Raw genomic sequence first — 15,124 nt, forward strand, 5'->3', positions numbered from 1 at the left:
CCTGTGACAGCACCGTTTCGGCGCCGGACCCGCTGGCGCGGGCCCGCGCCGGCGGGCGCGCGCTCAGGCCGCGGCGCGCTCGGCCCGGGGCTGGCGCCACCTGGCCAGCAGCTCGTTCCAGCGGATGCGCGCGGCCTCGAGGTTGCGCTCCTTCACGTGGCCGTAGCCGCGGATCTGCTCGGGCAGCGTGGCGATCTCGAGCGCCAGCGCATGGTTGTCGGCGCGCAGCGCACCGATCACCTCGTCGATGCTCGCGCGGTACTCGCCGATCAGCGCACGCTCGGTCTTGCGCTCCTCGGTGCGGCCGAACACGTCGAAGGCGGTGCCGCGCAGGCCCTTGAGCTTCGCCAGCAGCCTGAAGCCCGTCAGCATCGAGGGGCCGAACTTCTGCTTCACGAGCTGGCCCTTGGCGTTCTTCTTCGCGATCAGCGGCGGCGCGAGGTGGTAGTTGAGCTTGAAGTCGCCCTCGAACATGCCCTCGATGCGCTCGAGGAAGGCGCGGTCGGTGTGCAGCCGCGCGACCTCGTACTCGTCCTTGTAGGCCATGAGCTTGAACAGGTAGCGCGCGACCGCCTCGGTCAGCGAGCTCTTGCCGGTCAGGCTGGTCTCGGCCTGCTGCACCTTGGCGACGAAGCGGCGGTACTCGTCGGCATAGGCCGCGTTCTGGTAGCCGGTCAGGAACTCGACGCGGCGCGCCACCAGGCTGTCGACGCTCTCGCGCTTCTTGAACTCGATCACCTGGCCGGGACGCACGCGCTTTTGCAGCTCGTCGGGCCGCACGGCGGCCTGGCGGCCCCATTCGAAGGCGGCCTTGTTGTTGTCGATCGCCACGGCATTGAGCTCGATCGCGCGCATCAGCGACTCGTGCGCCAGCGGGATCCAGCCCTTCTGCCAGGCGTAGCCCAGGATCATCGGGTTGACGTAGATGGTGTCGCCCATCAGCGCGGTCGCGGCCGCGTCGGCATCGAAGGCGCCCACGCCCTCGGCGCCCACGGCGCGCGCGATCTCGGCGGCACAGGCGTCCTCGGGGTTCTGCCAGTTGGCGTTGCGCACGAAGGCCGCGGTGGGCGTGCTGTGCGTGTTGAGCGCCACGTGGGTGCGGCCCTCGCGCATGCGCGCCATGGTCTCGCCGTTCACCGACACCAGCGGGTCGCAGGCCAGGATCAGGTCGGCCGCCGCAGTGCCCACGCGGGTGGTGCGGATGTCGCCCTGGGTGTCGCCGATCAGCACGTGGCTCCAGGTGGCGCCGCCCTTCTGCGCCAGGCCGGCCGCGTCCTGCGTGACGATGCCCTTGGCCTCGATGTGCGCGGCCATGCCCAGCAGCTGGCCGATGGTGATCACGCCGGTGCCGCCGACACCGGCCACCACCACGCCCCAGACCTTGCCGCCGTCCAGCGACGGGATCGCGGGCTCGGGCAGCAGGCCGAACTCGGCCGGCGTGGCCGCCTTGTTCTTCGCCTTCTTCTTGAGCTGGCCGCCCTCGACGCTGACGAAGCTCGGGCAGAAGCCCTTCAGGCAGCTCATGTCCTTGTTGCAGGTGCTCTGGTTGATCGCGCGCTTGCGGCCGAACTCGGTCTCCAGCGGCTCCACGCTCAGGCAGTTGCTCTGCACGCCGCAGTCGCCGCAGCCTTCGCAGACCAGCTCGTTGATGACCACGCGCTTGGCCGGGTCGACGGCCGTGCCCCGCTTGCGGCGGCGGCGCTTCTCGGTGGCGCAGGTCTGGTCGTAGATGATGGCCGTGGTGCCGGGCATCGCGCGGAACTCGCGCTGGATCTCGTCGAGCAGGTCGCGGTGCTTGACCTGCACGTGGTCGCCCGGGATGCTGACGCCCTCGTACTTCTCGGGCTCGTCGGTCACGATCACGACCTTCTTCGCGCCCTCGGCGTGCAGGCTCTCGGCGATCTGCAGCACCGAGTGGCCCTCGGGGCGCTCGCCCACGGTCTGGCCGCCGGTCATCGCGACGGCGTCGTTGTAGAGGATCTTGTAGGTGATGTTCACGCCGGCCGCGATGCTCTGGCGGATCGCCAGCAGGCCGCTGTGGAAGTAGGTGCCGTCGCCGAGGTTGGCGAAGATGTGCTGGTCGGTCGTGAACGGCTGCTGGCCCACCCACGGCACGCCCTCGCCGCCCATCTGCGTGAAGCCGATGGTGGAGCGGTCCATCCAGGTCGCCATGAAGTGGCAGCCGATGCCGCCCATGGCGCGCGAGCCCTCGGGCACGACGGTGCTGGTGTTGTGCGGGCAGCCCGAGCAGAACCAGGGCTGACGCGCGTCCTTCACGCCCTCGGCCTGGATCACCTGCATCGAGCGTTCCTTGGCCTCGAGGATCGCGAGCTGCGCGTCGATGCGCGCCGCCATGTCGGAGCCGGCGGGCAGCAGGCCCGTCTTCTTGAGGCGCCCGGCGATGGCCTTGGCGATCAGCGCCGGGTTCAGGTCGGCGTTGGCGCGCAGCAGCGTGTGGGCGGTCGGGTTGGGCATCGACCATTCGCCGCCCGAGTAGCCCTCGGCCGCGTGCACCTCGCCCTCGTCGAACTTGCCGACCACGTTGGGCCGCACGTCGGAGCGCCAGTTGTAGAGCTCTTCCTTGAGCTGGTATTCGATGACCTGGCGCTTCTCCTCGACCACCAGGATCTCCTGCAGGCCGGTGGCGAACTCGCGCGTGAGCTGCGCCTCGAGCGGCCACACCACGCCCACCTTGTGCAGCCGGATGCCGAGCTGGCGGCAGGCCGCGTCGTCCAGGCCCAGGTCGATCAGGGCCTGGCGGGTGTCGTTGTAGGCCTTGCCGCTGGCCATGATGCCGAAGCGGTCGTTCGGACCCTCGATCACGTTGTGGTTGAGGCGGTTGGCGCGGATGTAGGCCAGCGCGGCATACCACTTGTAGTGCATGAGCCGGGCTTCCTGCTCCAGCGCATGGTCGGGCCAGCGGATGTGCAGGCCGCCGGGCGGCATCTCGAAGTCGGTCGGGATCACGATGTCGACGCGCTCGGGGTCGATCATGGCCGTGGCGCTCGACTCGACGATCTCCTGGATCGTCTTCATGCCCGACCACACGCCCGAGAAACGGCTCAGCGCGAAGGCGTGGATGCCGAGGTCGAGGATTTCCTGCACGTTGGCCGGGAAGAACACCGGCGTGCCGCAGGCCTTGAAGATGTGGTCGCTCTGGTGCGCTGCCGTGCTGCTCTTGGAGATGTGGTCATCGCCGGCCACCGCGATCACGCCGCCCCAGGCGGTGGTGCCCGCCATGTTGGCGTGCTTGAAGACGTCGGAGCAGCGGTCCACGCCCGGGCCCTTGCCGTACCAGATGCCGAAGACGCCATCGAACTTGTTGGTGCCCTGCGGCGAGAAGCCCAGCTGCTGGGTGCCCCACAGCGCGGTGGCCGCGAGTTCCTCGTTCACGCCGGGCTGGAAGACGATGTTCTGTTCCTTGAGGAACTTGCTGGCCTTCCACAGCGCCTGGTCGTAGCCGCCGAGCGGCGAGCCGCGGTAGCCGCTGATGAAGCCGGCCGTGTTCTTGCCGACCTGCTTGTCGCGCAGGCGCTGCAGCATCGGCAGCTTGACCAGGGCCTGGACCCCGCTCATGAATGCGCGCCCGTAGTCGAGGCTGTATTTGTCGTCGAGCGTGACGGTTTCTAGCGCGCGGCGGATGTGCTCGGGCAGCGGGGCATTCATGTCTGTCGTCTCCGTGGTGGCAGGGCCTTGTGGGCCTGGCTGATAGGTGCGGGTCTGTGCCCGGTCGGGCGCGAGCCCATGATCACGCAAAGTGTATGCCGGGGTCCGCGACAGGTGTTTGCTTTCCATGCCCCCAAAAAGCCACTTCCAGAAAGAAGATTGCTTAATATCGAGGCTTATGGAAAGCATTGACAAGTTCGACCTTGCCATCCTGCAAGAACTGCAGACCGACGGCCGCCTCACCAACGCCGAGCTTGCGCAGCGCGTGGGCCTGTCGGCAGCGCCCTGCTGGCGCCGCGTGCGCGCGCTGGAAGAGGCCGGCTTCATCAAGGGCTACCGCGCCGAGATCGACCGGCACAAGATCGGGCTGGGCGTGCTCGCTTTCGTGCGCGTCGACACCGAGCGCGTCACCAACGAAGCTACCCGCAAGCTCGAGGACGCCATCCGCAAGATGCCCGAGGTCGTGGCCTGCCACTACATCAGCGGCACGGGCACCTTCGAGCTGCAGGTGGTGGCGCGCGACCTCGACGGTTTCTCCGCCTTCGCGCGGCAGCACCTGATGAACCTGCCGAACGTGAAGGACCTGCACACCAGCTTCTCGCTCGGCGAGGTGAAGGCGAGCAGCGCGCTGCCGCTGGGGCACCTGGCGAAGTAGCGGCGGCCATGACTTTTCTCCGCCCCGCGGCGCTTTTGTGAGCGCTCGCTTGCGGGGATGACCATTGTTTGCAGTGCCAACGCGATGGCGCTTGCACACTGCGCGACCTCGTTTCTCTGGAGGTCACGCCGATGTCGAATCTGCCGCGCACCTTGTCGGTCTCCGGACCGGCGCTTCCCCTTGTCGATGGCCAGCCCGCGCTGCGGGCCGTGCGGCTGTCGGGCCGCGAGGGGCTCGATGCGCTGTTCTGCTACGAACTGCTGCTCGAGTCGCCCGACGATGCGAACCTCGACCTCGATGCCTTCATCGGCCGCGAGATCCACTGCCGCATCGCACTCGACGATGGTGCGGACGGCGCGCGCGAGATCAACGCGCTCGTCACCGAGGCGGCCTTTCTCGGCGAGGCGGGCCGCCACGCCCAATACCTGCTGACACTGCGGCCCTGGTTGCACCTGGCCGAACTGCGCACCGACTGCAGGATCTTCCAGGACCTGACGGTCGTGCAGATCCTCGAGGCCCTGCTCGCGCGCTATCCCTTTCCCGTGCGCTGGCGCCTGGCCGAGCACTATCCGCCGCGCGACTACCAGACCCAGTTCAACGAGAGCGACTTCGCCTTCTTCGAGCGCCTGTGCCAGGAATGGGGCATCGGCTATCACTTCGAGCATGCGGACGGGGCGCACCGGCTGGTGCTCGGCGATGGGACCGGGGCTTTCCACCCTGCTGCCGGGCGCTACCGCGACCTGGACTTTCATCCGCCGGGCTGGAAGCTCGATGCGGAGTACGTCCACGGCTTCGTGCCCATGCACCGGATCGCCAGCGGGCGGTATGCGAGCCGGGAGTACGACTACATGCGGCCGCGGGCCGACCTTTCCGTCGGCCAGGGCGATTCACGGGCCGAGGTCTACAGCTGGCACGACCCGGTCGGCGGCAGCCACTGGGCGCAGCCTCGGGCCGGGCGCGGGGGCTTCGAGGACGCCGCGAACGATCCTTTCGCCGAGGGCCGCCAGCTGGCGCTGCTTCGCCTGCAGGCCCTGCGCGCCGAGGCGGTGCGCGCGCGGGGCAGCGGACCTCTGCGGGGCCTGGCCCCTGGACACACCTTCCGCCTGCACGGCCACCCGCGCCAGGAGGTCGGGGCCACCGAGTACCTCGCGCTCGACACCCGCTTGCTGATCGAGGAGGTCGGCGCCGACAGCAACCGCCGCGCGCACTGGCGCATGAATCTCGACTTCACCGCCCACCCGCTGGCCGAACCGCTGCGCCCCGCGCTCGTGCGGCCCAAGCCCGTGGCCGTCGGCCCGCAGGTCGCAAGAGTCGTCGGCCCCGCGGGCCGGAACCTCTGGACCGATGCCCTGGGCCGCATCAAGGTGCGGTTCCCCTGGGACCGCGAGGGCACCCACGACGCCCACGGCAGCTGCTGGCTGCGCGTGAGCGCGCCCTGGGCGGGCAACCAGCTCGGCGGCGCCTGGCTGCCGCGCATCGGCCAGGAAGTGATCGTGAGCTTCATCGGCGGCGATGCCGACCTGCCGATCTGCACGGGGCGGGTGCATGACCGGGACAACCTGCCGCCCTGGGCCTTGCCGCAGCAGGCCGCGCTCAGCGGGTTCAGGAGCCGGGAGCTGACCGAGGGCGGCGGCAATGCGGCGGCGGGACGCAGCAACCACCTGGTGCTCGACGACACGCCCGATCGCATCCAGGCGCAGCTCAGGAGCGACCACCAGTGCAGCGTGCTGAGCCTGGGGCGCTTCGCGCGCATCGAGGACCATGCGGGACGCAAGGAGGAGCGCGGCGAGGGCTTCGAGCTGCGCACCGACGGGCACGGGGTGCTGAGGGCGGCACGGGGGATGCTGATCACCACCGAGGCCCGGCCGAACGCGGCGAACCATGCGCTCGACATGGGCGAGACCACCGCGCGGCTGGCCCGTGCGCAGGACCAGCACGACATGCTCGCGGAAGCCGCCAGGCTGCACCGCGCGCAGGAGGCCGGCATCGACCAGGACGAAGTGCAGCAGGCGCTCGCAAGGCAGAACACGGCCATCGCCGGCACGGGCGATCCATTCCCCGAACTGGAAGCGCCGCACCTGGTGCTCGCGAGCCCCGCCGGCATCGCGGCCTCCACGACCGGTCCGCTGCACCTGCACGCCAAGACCCACGCGGCCTTCACGAGCAGCGGCCATCTCGGCTTCAGCAGCGCCAGACGCTGGCTCGCCAGCGCCGCCGAGGGCATCCGCGCCTTCACGCAGCGGCACGGCATCCGCTTCATCGCCGCCAAAGGGCCGATCGACATCGAAGCCCATGCGGACGAGCTGGTGCTGCTCGCGCACAAGGACGTGCGAATCCGGAGCATCGACGGCGAGCTCCACATCAGCGCCCGCAAGAAGGTCGTGATCATCGGCGGCGGCAGCTACACCGAATGGAGCGCGCAGGGGATCGTGCATGGCACCGCCGGCACCTGGCAGGAGCATGCGGCGATGCATGCGCAGGTGGGGCCGATGCAGAGGCCGCCCAGTTTCCCGACGTTCGCGCGAGGTCGCTTTCACGGCAAGGACGCCGGGTCATCTCACCGCTTTTCCCCGTCGGCTTGAGCCTCGAGAAAGCGAGCATGCTGATCAGCCCTCCGTTCCTGCCTGAGCCGCTTGCCGATGACGAGGCCTTCGTCGCCGCGGCCATGCCGGATGGCGCGGACATCGCCCCCGGCTCCGGCGGTGCGCCACTGGGCTCATACCCCTTGACGACGGCGCTGACCTGGCACAACGGCCTGCACCTGCGCGCACCCCGAGACGCCCAGAATCGCGCCGCGCCTGTTCGTGCCATTGCCGATGGCACTGTCATCTTCAAGCGCGAGCCACGCGCTTCGAACGCGGTAGCCGACGATCCACAGAACTACAACCCCTACGGGATCGAGCCGGCCTGGACCGACAACGGCATCCTCATCCTGCGTCACAGCACCGAGATCGGAGCAACCGCCCATGTGCCCACGCGCCTGACCTACTACAGCGTCTACATGCACTTGTGCGGCATCGCTGCCACGGTGACGGAAGGAGGCTCCGTCTGGCGCAAGGATCCCATTGGCATCGCCGGGCGAATTCTGGGCCGCGAGGATCACCTTCATTTCGAGATCTGTCTGAGCCCCACCCACCTGCGCACGCTGTTGGGCAGCGCACGCGAATGCACCTGGACCGCCCCATCGCGAGCGCCAACCGCCGATGGCCGCATCGACAGCGTGTTCGGAAGCCTCCACATCTACCTGCCGGCTGGAACGCCCACCCGAAGCAGTTCCCCCATCTCGCATCTGAGAGAAGGCAATGCATCCAGAGGCGGCTCGAGCGCAGCCACGGACCACTTTCCTCCAGACACCTTGCGCAGGGCTCAATGGGTGGAGATCCTTCACAAGAGAGGCAACACCACATACCGGAGCTATCTCGCGAACGGTCCCCATGCAGGAGAGCCCATCGGAAGCGCTCACATCGTCCAAGGCTTCGAGTACGACCTGTACACCGAAGCCTGTGCGAGGCATGACAGCCTCGGGGCGGCGGTTCGCGCCGGCAGCAGTCCGAGCGGCTGGTACGAGCTCCTGCGCTTCGGGCGCAATCTGGGGCCCGATGCACTGCCCTCCAATGCGGCGAACTGGCAGAAGATTCCCACGGCCGACGGCACGGTCTGGGTCGATCTCAATGCCGCGGGCACCTTCAAGTTCAGCGATGCGGACTTTCCTGGATACCGCGGCTGGCAATGTTTCGACGACGACACGAGCGAGGACAACCAGCGGTGCGACTCCTCGCATCTGAAAAGCCTGCTGCGCGACCCCTCGACACCCGAGCGCATCCGCGAGCGCGAGGCGCTTGCGCGCCGACTGGGCCAGCACGACATCCGCGAAAAGCTCTCTCGTGCCATCTGCAGGTTTCCCACCGAATGGGATCGGCGAACCATCGCCAGGCGCTACGAGTGGCTCCAGGTGGATGAGGAGTTTCGAGTGGAAAGCGGAAAGGAGTGGGACGAGTTCAAGGCCCATGCCGAAGCCATCAGCTTCGACGATCTGCCCTCCGAATATGTCGATGCGGTCTGGCACTTCCATCCACGCACCTTCATCTCGCACATGCGCAAATGTGGATGGCTCAGCCGCGGGGAGATGGTTCAGTGCATCCCCCGGGTTTCGCCCGCAGGGGGCATTCCTCTCGCCACGGCCCGGACACGGGTCGACACCTGGTGCGTGGCGATCAACGCCATGGCCAGGAAGTTCGGCCTGGACAGCGCGCTGCGGATGACGCACCTTCTGGCCCAGGTCTGGGCCGAAACAGGCTACCTGCGCCTGACGCGCGAAGCGGGCGCGGACCACGCGCGCTACGCCCCCTACATTGGCCGAGGCCTCATCCAGATCACCTGGAAAGACAAGTACGACGCCTATGCCGACTTCACGAAACTGAGCGCGCGCGCTGCCGGCCCGTTCAATCTGGAACTGATTGCCACCGATCCGTACCACGCAGGAAACTCATCGGGTTTCTATTGGGTCTCCAAGACCTACCTGGAGCCGCGCAAGACATCGAGCATCAATCTTTCGCGCATCGCCGACACCGGCTGGTCGACGGATTCCATCGGAAAGCTGTGCCTCTGGATCAATGGCGGAGGGAATCACTATGACCATAGGCATGTCCATGCGATCTTCATCGCGCGCATGCTCGACGATATTGACTATGCCCGAAGTACGGCCACGGAAACGGTCTCGTTCCCGAAGATGGAGTTCGACAGGGAAAGCAGCGTCGTGAACGGCCGCTCCCTGCGCAAGATCGTCGGCACGCAGATATCGAACGACTCGATGACCGTCTCGGTCAACTTCACACCGCAAAGATGACCCGCCTCCCCCTGGCCCTAAGCGGGCTCCTTTTCTGCAACGCAGCCTTCGCAGGCGCCAAGGATGAATGTTTCCCCTCGCTCCCGGGAAGGGAAGACATTCCGTTCGACGCTCCCGGCGAGGTGAAGATCACCAGGTTTCGAATCTCCGCGCAACGGGAATCGGCCTATCTCGCCACCGAGTACATCGGTGCCAAGAATCTGCAAGCAACGCTCTACTTGAAGCGCCCAGACGGCTACTGCCTCTCCGGTGACCTGGGCGCCTTGACAGACTTCCACGTGGACCGTTCGATCGCTTCGCACGGGCGCTATGGAATCGTCGTCCTGTCGAGTTCCGGTGACTACCGCTTCTCGCGGCGGTTCAGCTACAAGAAGTCATCGCAAAAGTACGAGCTCGATGCTTGCCGTGTCGGGACGGAAGGGGGTCGTTGGAGAGCCTGTACCGCCTCCGAACAGTAGAGAAGCCGCGCCCAGGCGCCGCCAGCCTAAAATCCTCGCCCACCCCAAAACCCGCCCCCCGGCACCCAAGGACCCCGCATGACCCCCACCCGCCGCGCCCTGGCGCTTGGCTTTGCCGCCGCTGTGATGGCTTTCGGCGCCCTGGCGCCCGTCCAGGCGCAGAACCGCGAACTGACCGTGGCGTCCAGCGCCACCTATGCGCCGTTCGCGTTCGAGAACAAGGACAAGCAGATCGTCGGTTTCGACATCGACATCATCAACGCGATCGCCAGGCAGCAGGGCCTGAAGATCAAGATCGTGAACACGCCGTTCACGGGCATCTTCGGCGCGCTCAACAACGGCGACGTGGACCTCGTGATCTCGGGCGTGACGATCAACGAGAAGCGCAAGCAGAGCTACGACTTCACGCCGCCCTACTTCGCGGCGCGCCAACTGATCGCGCTGCCGAAGAACAGCACGGTCGCCTCGCTCAAGGACCTCACGGGCAAGAAGATCGCGGTGGTGAGCGCCTCGACGGCCGACGACATCGCGTCGCGCGAGTTCGGCAAGACCAGCCCGAACATCCGCCGCTTCGAGAGCACGCCGCTGATCATCTCCGAGCTGGCCGGCGGTGGCGTCGACGCGGCGATGGGCGACAACGGCGTGATCGCCTACCGCGTGTCGCAGAACCCCGAGCTGAAGACCGTCGACGACAAGTCCTTCCCCGAGGAAGGCTTCGGCATCGTGGTGAAGAAGGGCGACAAGGCGCTGCTCGACAAGCTCTCGGCCGGCCTGGCGGCGATCCGCGCCGACGGCAGCTACGTGACGATCTACAAGAAGTGGTTCAACAAGGACCCGAGCGTGCGCTGAGCCGCACGGCCCCCGTTCTGCTCCCACGGCCGCGCTTCGCGGCCGTTTCGTTTTTCTTTTCGTTCGTTTCTCTGCATTGAAGGAAGCCGCCATGGAACAACCGGTGTTGCTGTTCGGATGGTTCCGCTGGGACATCCTGGTCGAATACAAGGACCTGTTCTGGCAGGGCGCCTGGATGACGTTGCGCATGACGGTGGTCTGCGTGCTGCTGGGCGCGAGCTGGGGCCTGTGCCTGGCGCTGGCGCGGCTGGCGCAGCCGCGGCATGCGCCCTGGACCTGGGTGGCGCGCTTCTTCCTGCGCTGGCCGGCCACGGTGTACGTGAGCTTCTTCCGCGGCACGCCGCTGTTCGTGCAGATCCTCTTGATCCACTTCGCGGTGATGCCGGTGTTCATCCACCCCACGTCCGGCCTGCTGATCGACGGCGAGCTCGCGCGCACGCTCAAGCAGGAGCACGGCGCGCTGATCTCGGGCGTGGTGGCGCTCACGCTCAATTCGGCGGCCTACATCTCCGAGGTGTTCCGCGCGGGCATCCAGTCGATCTCGCGCGGCCAGTTCGACGCCGGCCGCTCGCTGGGCTTCAACCCGGCGCAGGTGATGCGCTACGTGGTGCTGCCGCAGGCCTTCCGCCGCATGCTGCCGCCGCTGGGCAACAACGCGATCGCGCTGCTGAAGGACACCTCCCTGGTCTCCGCCATCGGCCTGGCCGAGCTGGCCTACGCGGCGCGCACGGTGGCCGGCGCCTATGCGCGCTACTGGGAGCCCTACCTCGCGATCTCGGTGATCTACTGGGTAATGACGCTGGTGCTGACCACGCTGCTGCGCCGGCTCGAGCACCGGCTCGCGCGCAGCGACCGCGGCTGACCGCGAACTGACCAGCTCGGGGCCTCGCGGCGACAATAGCCCCACATGCCCCCGATATCGCCCGAAGAGACGCCCATCCCGCCCGCGCGGCCGAAGCCGCCCAAGCTCGCCGCGCTCGAGCCGCTGAAGCTGCCGGTGTTCCGCATGCTGTGGAGCACCTGGCTGATCGCCAACATCTGCATGTGGATGAACGACGTGGCGGCGGCGTGGATGATGACCTCGCTGACCACCTCGCCGATCTGGGTCGCGCTGGTGCAGTCGGCCTCCACGCTGCCGGTGTTCCTGCTCGGCCTGCCCAGCGGCGCGCTGGCCGACATCCTCGACCGCCGGCGCTGGCTGATGGCCACGCAGTTCTGGCTCGCGGGCACGGCGATCGTGCTGTGCGCCGCGATCGCGCTCGACATGATGACCGCGCCGCTGCTCTTGGCGCTGACCTTCGCCAACGGCATCGGGCTGGCGCTGCGCTGGCCGGTGTTCTCGGCCATCGTGCCCGAGCTGGTGCCGCGCCCGCAGCTGCCGGCCGCGCTCGGGCTCAACGGCATCGCGATGAATGCCTCGCGCATCATCGGCCCGCTCACGGCCGGCATGCTGATCGCGAGCGCGGGCAGCGTCTGGGTGTTCGCGCTCAACGCGGTGCTGTCGGTGGCCTCGGGCTTCGTGGTGCTGCGCTGGCGCCGCGAGCACACGCCCAATCCGCTGGGCCGCGAGCGGCTGATCAGCGCGATGCGCGTGGGCGTGCAGTTCGTCTGGCAGTCGCAGCGCATGCGCGCGGTGCTCAGCCGCATCACGATCTTCTTCTTCCATTCGACGGCGCTGCTGGCGCTGCTGCCGCTGCTGGCACGCAACCTCCAGGGCGGCGGTGCCGGCACCTTCACCCTGCTGCTGGCGGCCATGGGCTCGGGCGCGATCGTGGCGGTGCTGTTCCTGCCGCGACTGCGCCAGGCGCTGGGGCGCGACCAGCTGGTGCTGCGCGGCACCGCGCTGCAGTCGGCCGCCACGGCGGTGATGGCCTTCGCGCCCAACGCCTGGGTCGCGGTGCCGGCGATGTTCTTCGGCGGCATGGCCTGGATCACGGTGGCCAATTCGCTGTCGGTGTCGGCCCAGCTCGCGCTGCCCGACTGGGTGCGCGCGCGCGGCATGTCGACCTACCAGATGGCGATCATGGGCGCGAGCGCGATCGGCGCCGCGCTGTGGGGCCAGGTGGCCACGGTCACCGACCTGCAGGTGAGCCTGGTGGTGGCCTCGGTCACCGGCACGCTGCTGATGCTGGCCGCGCTGCGCTGGGTCACCGACGTCTCGGGCGAGGACGACACCACGCCCGCCAAGGCCGGCTGGGCCTCGGGGCCGCCGACCGAGGCGCCGCAGGAAAACGGCCGCGTGGTGATCCACGTCGAGTTCATCATCGACCCGGCGCGCGCCGCCGCCTTCCACCTGGTGATGCAGCAGACGCGCCGCGCGCGGCTGAGCCAGGGCGCGATCGGCTGGGAGCTGCTGCACGACATCGGCGAGCCGGGCCGCTACGTCGAGCAGATCGTCGACGAGAGCTGGACCGAGCACCTGCGCCGCTTCAACCGCGCGACCGCCGCCGACATGGCGCTGCGCGAGCGCCGGCTGGCCTTCCACCTGGGCGAATCGCCGCCGGTGGTCACGCGCTACGTCGTGCGCCGCTGATCCACACAAGCCCCCTGACGCCATGAAGACGACCCAGGTCGCCACGCTGTTCTGCTGCCTGTTCCTCATCGGCTCGGCCGAGGTGGTGGCGGGTCCGATGATGGGCGCGATGAGCGCCGACCTCGGCGTGCGCTCGAGCGCCATCGCCTACCTGCCGGCCGCCTACGGTCTCGCCTACGGCGCCTTCGCGCTGATCGCCGGGCCGCTGTCGGACCGCTGGGGCCGCCGGCGGCCGCTGCAGGCCGGGCTGCTGGGCTTCGCGCTGCTGAGCGCCGCGCTCCCGAGCGCGCCGAGTCTGGCGGTGGCGATCGTGCTGTCGGCGCTGGCCGGACTGTGCGCGGGTCTGATCCAGCCCAATGCGCTGTCGCTGGTGGCCGACGAATCGCCGCCCGAGCAGATCGGCCGCCGGCTCAGCCACGTGTTCGTCGGCCTGATGCTGGCCTTCGTGCTCACGCCGGTGGTGGCCGGCTGGCTGAGCGACACCGCGGGCTGGCGCTCGGCCTACTACACGCTGGCGGCGATGGCCGCGCTGGCCTTTCTCGCGGTGACGCGCACCTTCGTGCAGCGCGTGCCGTCCGCCACATCGCACGCGGGCTTCCTCGCCACCCACGCGCGGGCGCTGCGCACGCCCGGCGTGCGGCGGCGGCTCGCGGTCAGCTACCTCTGGCTCGGCTGGGTGGCGGGCTTCGGCGCGGTGGTGGCCGAGGTGGCGGCGCGCAAGCTGGTGCTGTCGTCGACCGACACCGGCCTGATCGCCGGCCTGTTCGGCCTGGCCGTGATCGCCGGCAACCTCGCCAGCGGCCGGCTGCAGCGCGCGCTCGGCGAGGCCGCGCTGCCGCTGGCGGCGCTGGCCGCGGCGGCGGGCCTGCTGGGCCTGGCGCTGCCGGTGGGCTCGACCACGCAGCTGGTGCTGCTCGGCCTGCCCTGGGCCTTCGGCTACGGCTGCGCGGGGCCGCTGCACCATGCACGACTCAGCGCGCTGTCGGAGCGCTACCGCGGCACCATCAACTCGTACCACGCGAGCCTGCTCAACCTCGGCATCTTCTCGGTCTCGTTCCTGCTCGGCAGCGTGGTGCCGCGCTTCCCCGTGGAAGTGTTCTGCGCGCTGGCCGGCGGGGTGACGCTGGTCGGCGCCTGCCTGCTGCTGCCGTGGCCGTGGCGCAAGGCGGGGGTGGCGACGACCTGAGCGCGGGGCGGCAGCCCGAGGAAAACCCTGACGCGACTTTTTTTGACCATTCGGATAATTTAGGTCATCATCCGCGCCGTCGCCACGAACGAGGACCACCCCGATGAACCCGGTCACCCTGCGCAGCCGCTTCTGGTCGGACCTGACCAGCGAAGAGTTCTCCCGCCTCGACCGCGAACGGCTGATCGCCGTGCTGCCGGTGGGCGCCACCGAGCAGCACGGTCCGCACCTGCCGATGTCGACCGACACCGCCACCATCGACGGCATGGTGCGCGCCACGCTCCCCCACCTGCCCGACGACCTGCCGGTGCTGTTCCTGCCCACGGTGCCCTACGGCAAGAGCAACGAGCACTCGCGCTACCCGGGCACGCTCACGGTCTCGGCCAGCACGCTGATCGCGATGTGGACCGACATCGGCGCCTGCGTGGCGCGTGCCGGCGTGCGCAAGCTGGTGCTCTACAACAGCCACGGCGGCCAGATGAGCGTGATGGACATCGTGGCGCGCGACCTGCGCGAGGCGCACGGGATGATGGTGGTGGCCGCCAACTGGTACACGCTGGGCCTGCCCGAGGGCCTGTTCACCGCGCACGAGGGCAAGCACGGCATCCACGCCGGCGACCTCGAGAGCTCGGTGATGCTGCACCTCACGCCCGACTACGTGCGCGCCGACCAGTTCCGCAACTTCCATTCGATGACCGAGGACCTCGCGGCCGAGAACAAGTACCTCTCGATCACGCCCAGCGGCAAGCTCGGCTGGCAGATGCACGACATCAACCCGATGGGCGCGGCCGGCGACGCCACCCGCGCCACCGCCGAGAAGGGCGCCGCGGTGCTCGACCACGTGGGCCGGCGCTTCGTCGACCTGCTGCACGAGATCGACCGCTTCCCGCTGTCGCGCCTGGCCAACGAGCCCGCCTGGCGCTAGGCTCGC

General features: G+C 68.7%; 10 protein-coding genes. 9 read left to right on the top strand and 1 reads right to left on the bottom strand.

Annotated features, from left to right (window positions below; translation table 11 throughout):
• Positions 1-63: 63 nt before the first annotated feature.
• Positions 64-3,666, bottom strand: a complete 3,603-nt coding sequence (locus AC1HIL_RS02795) for an indolepyruvate ferredoxin oxidoreductase family protein (RefSeq protein WP_261212843.1) — start codon at positions 3,664-3,666, stop codon at positions 64-66.
• A gap of 178 nt (positions 3,667-3,844) precedes the next feature.
• Between AC1HIL_RS02795 and AC1HIL_RS02800 the strand changes: the two genes are divergently transcribed.
• The 9 genes from AC1HIL_RS02800 (at position 3,845) to AC1HIL_RS02840 (ending at position 15,118) form a co-directional block, all read left to right on the top strand.
• A complete protein-coding gene (locus tag AC1HIL_RS02800; protein ID WP_057594358.1) occupies positions 3,845-4,321 on the top strand; it encodes an Lrp/AsnC family transcriptional regulator in 477 nt (158 codons plus the stop codon).
• Between the two features lie 131 nt (positions 4,322-4,452).
• Positions 4,453-6,903, top strand: coding sequence for a type VI secretion system Vgr family protein (locus AC1HIL_RS02805; RefSeq protein ID WP_479671088.1), 2,451 nt, complete (start codon positions 4,453-4,455; stop codon positions 6,901-6,903).
• Between the two features lie 17 nt (positions 6,904-6,920).
• Positions 6,921-9,167, top strand: a complete 2,247-nt coding sequence (locus tag AC1HIL_RS02810; RefSeq protein WP_479672743.1) for a hypothetical protein — start codon at positions 6,921-6,923, stop codon at positions 9,165-9,167.
• The gene (locus AC1HIL_RS02815) at positions 9,164-9,625 is read left to right on the top strand and encodes a hypothetical protein (protein WP_479671091.1); all 462 of its coding nucleotides are present in this window, start codon (positions 9,164-9,166) and stop codon (positions 9,623-9,625) included. Before AC1HIL_RS02810 ends, AC1HIL_RS02815 begins: the two co-directional genes overlap by 4 nt.
• Positions 9,626-9,703: 78 nt before the next feature.
• Complete coding sequence (locus AC1HIL_RS02820; protein WP_479671092.1) at positions 9,704-10,474, top strand: basic amino acid ABC transporter substrate-binding protein; 771 nt, start codon at positions 9,704-9,706, stop codon at positions 10,472-10,474.
• Between the two features lie 91 nt (positions 10,475-10,565).
• A complete protein-coding gene (locus tag AC1HIL_RS02825) occupies positions 10,566-11,336 on the top strand; it encodes an amino acid ABC transporter permease (protein WP_057595865.1) in 771 nt (256 codons plus the stop codon).
• A gap of 45 nt (positions 11,337-11,381) precedes the next feature.
• Entirely contained in the window at positions 11,382-13,007 is a 1,626-nt protein-coding gene (locus AC1HIL_RS02830) for an MFS transporter (protein ID WP_296732508.1), read from the top strand.
• 22 nt (positions 13,008-13,029) lie between these two features.
• Positions 13,030-14,193, top strand: coding sequence for an MFS transporter (locus AC1HIL_RS02835; RefSeq protein WP_479671093.1), 1,164 nt, complete (start codon positions 13,030-13,032; stop codon positions 14,191-14,193).
• Positions 14,194-14,296: 103 nt separating this feature from the next.
• A complete protein-coding gene (locus AC1HIL_RS02840; protein ID WP_203203336.1) occupies positions 14,297-15,118 on the top strand; it encodes a creatininase family protein in 822 nt (273 codons plus the stop codon).
• Positions 15,119-15,124: the final 6 nt, after the last annotated feature.

Source organism: Variovorax sp. ISS6 (genome assembly GCF_056523145.1).

Excerpts from the sequence above, each read along its gene's own strand:
- AC1HIL_RS02795 (WP_261212843.1), bottom strand. The coding sequence starts at position 3,666 with ATGAATGCCCCGCTGCCCGAGCACATCCGCCGCGCGCTAGAAACCGTC.
- AC1HIL_RS02800 (WP_057594358.1), top strand. The coding sequence starts at position 3,845 with ATGGAAAGCATTGACAAGTTCGACCTTGCCATCCTGCAAGAACTGCAG.
- AC1HIL_RS02805 (WP_479671088.1), top strand. The coding sequence starts at position 4,453 with ATGTCGAATCTGCCGCGCACCTTGTCGGTCTCCGGACCGGCGCTTCCC.
- AC1HIL_RS02810 (WP_479672743.1), top strand. The coding sequence starts at position 6,921 with ATGCTGATCAGCCCTCCGTTCCTGCCTGAGCCGCTTGCCGATGACGAG.
- AC1HIL_RS02815 (WP_479671091.1), top strand. The coding sequence starts at position 9,164 with ATGACCCGCCTCCCCCTGGCCCTAAGCGGGCTCCTTTTCTGCAACGCA.
- AC1HIL_RS02820 (WP_479671092.1), top strand. The coding sequence starts at position 9,704 with ATGACCCCCACCCGCCGCGCCCTGGCGCTTGGCTTTGCCGCCGCTGTG.
- AC1HIL_RS02825 (WP_057595865.1), top strand. The coding sequence starts at position 10,566 with ATGGAACAACCGGTGTTGCTGTTCGGATGGTTCCGCTGGGACATCCTG.
- AC1HIL_RS02830 (WP_296732508.1), top strand. The coding sequence starts at position 11,382 with ATGCCCCCGATATCGCCCGAAGAGACGCCCATCCCGCCCGCGCGGCCG.
- AC1HIL_RS02835 (WP_479671093.1), top strand. The coding sequence starts at position 13,030 with ATGAAGACGACCCAGGTCGCCACGCTGTTCTGCTGCCTGTTCCTCATC.
- AC1HIL_RS02840 (WP_203203336.1), top strand. The coding sequence starts at position 14,297 with ATGAACCCGGTCACCCTGCGCAGCCGCTTCTGGTCGGACCTGACCAGC.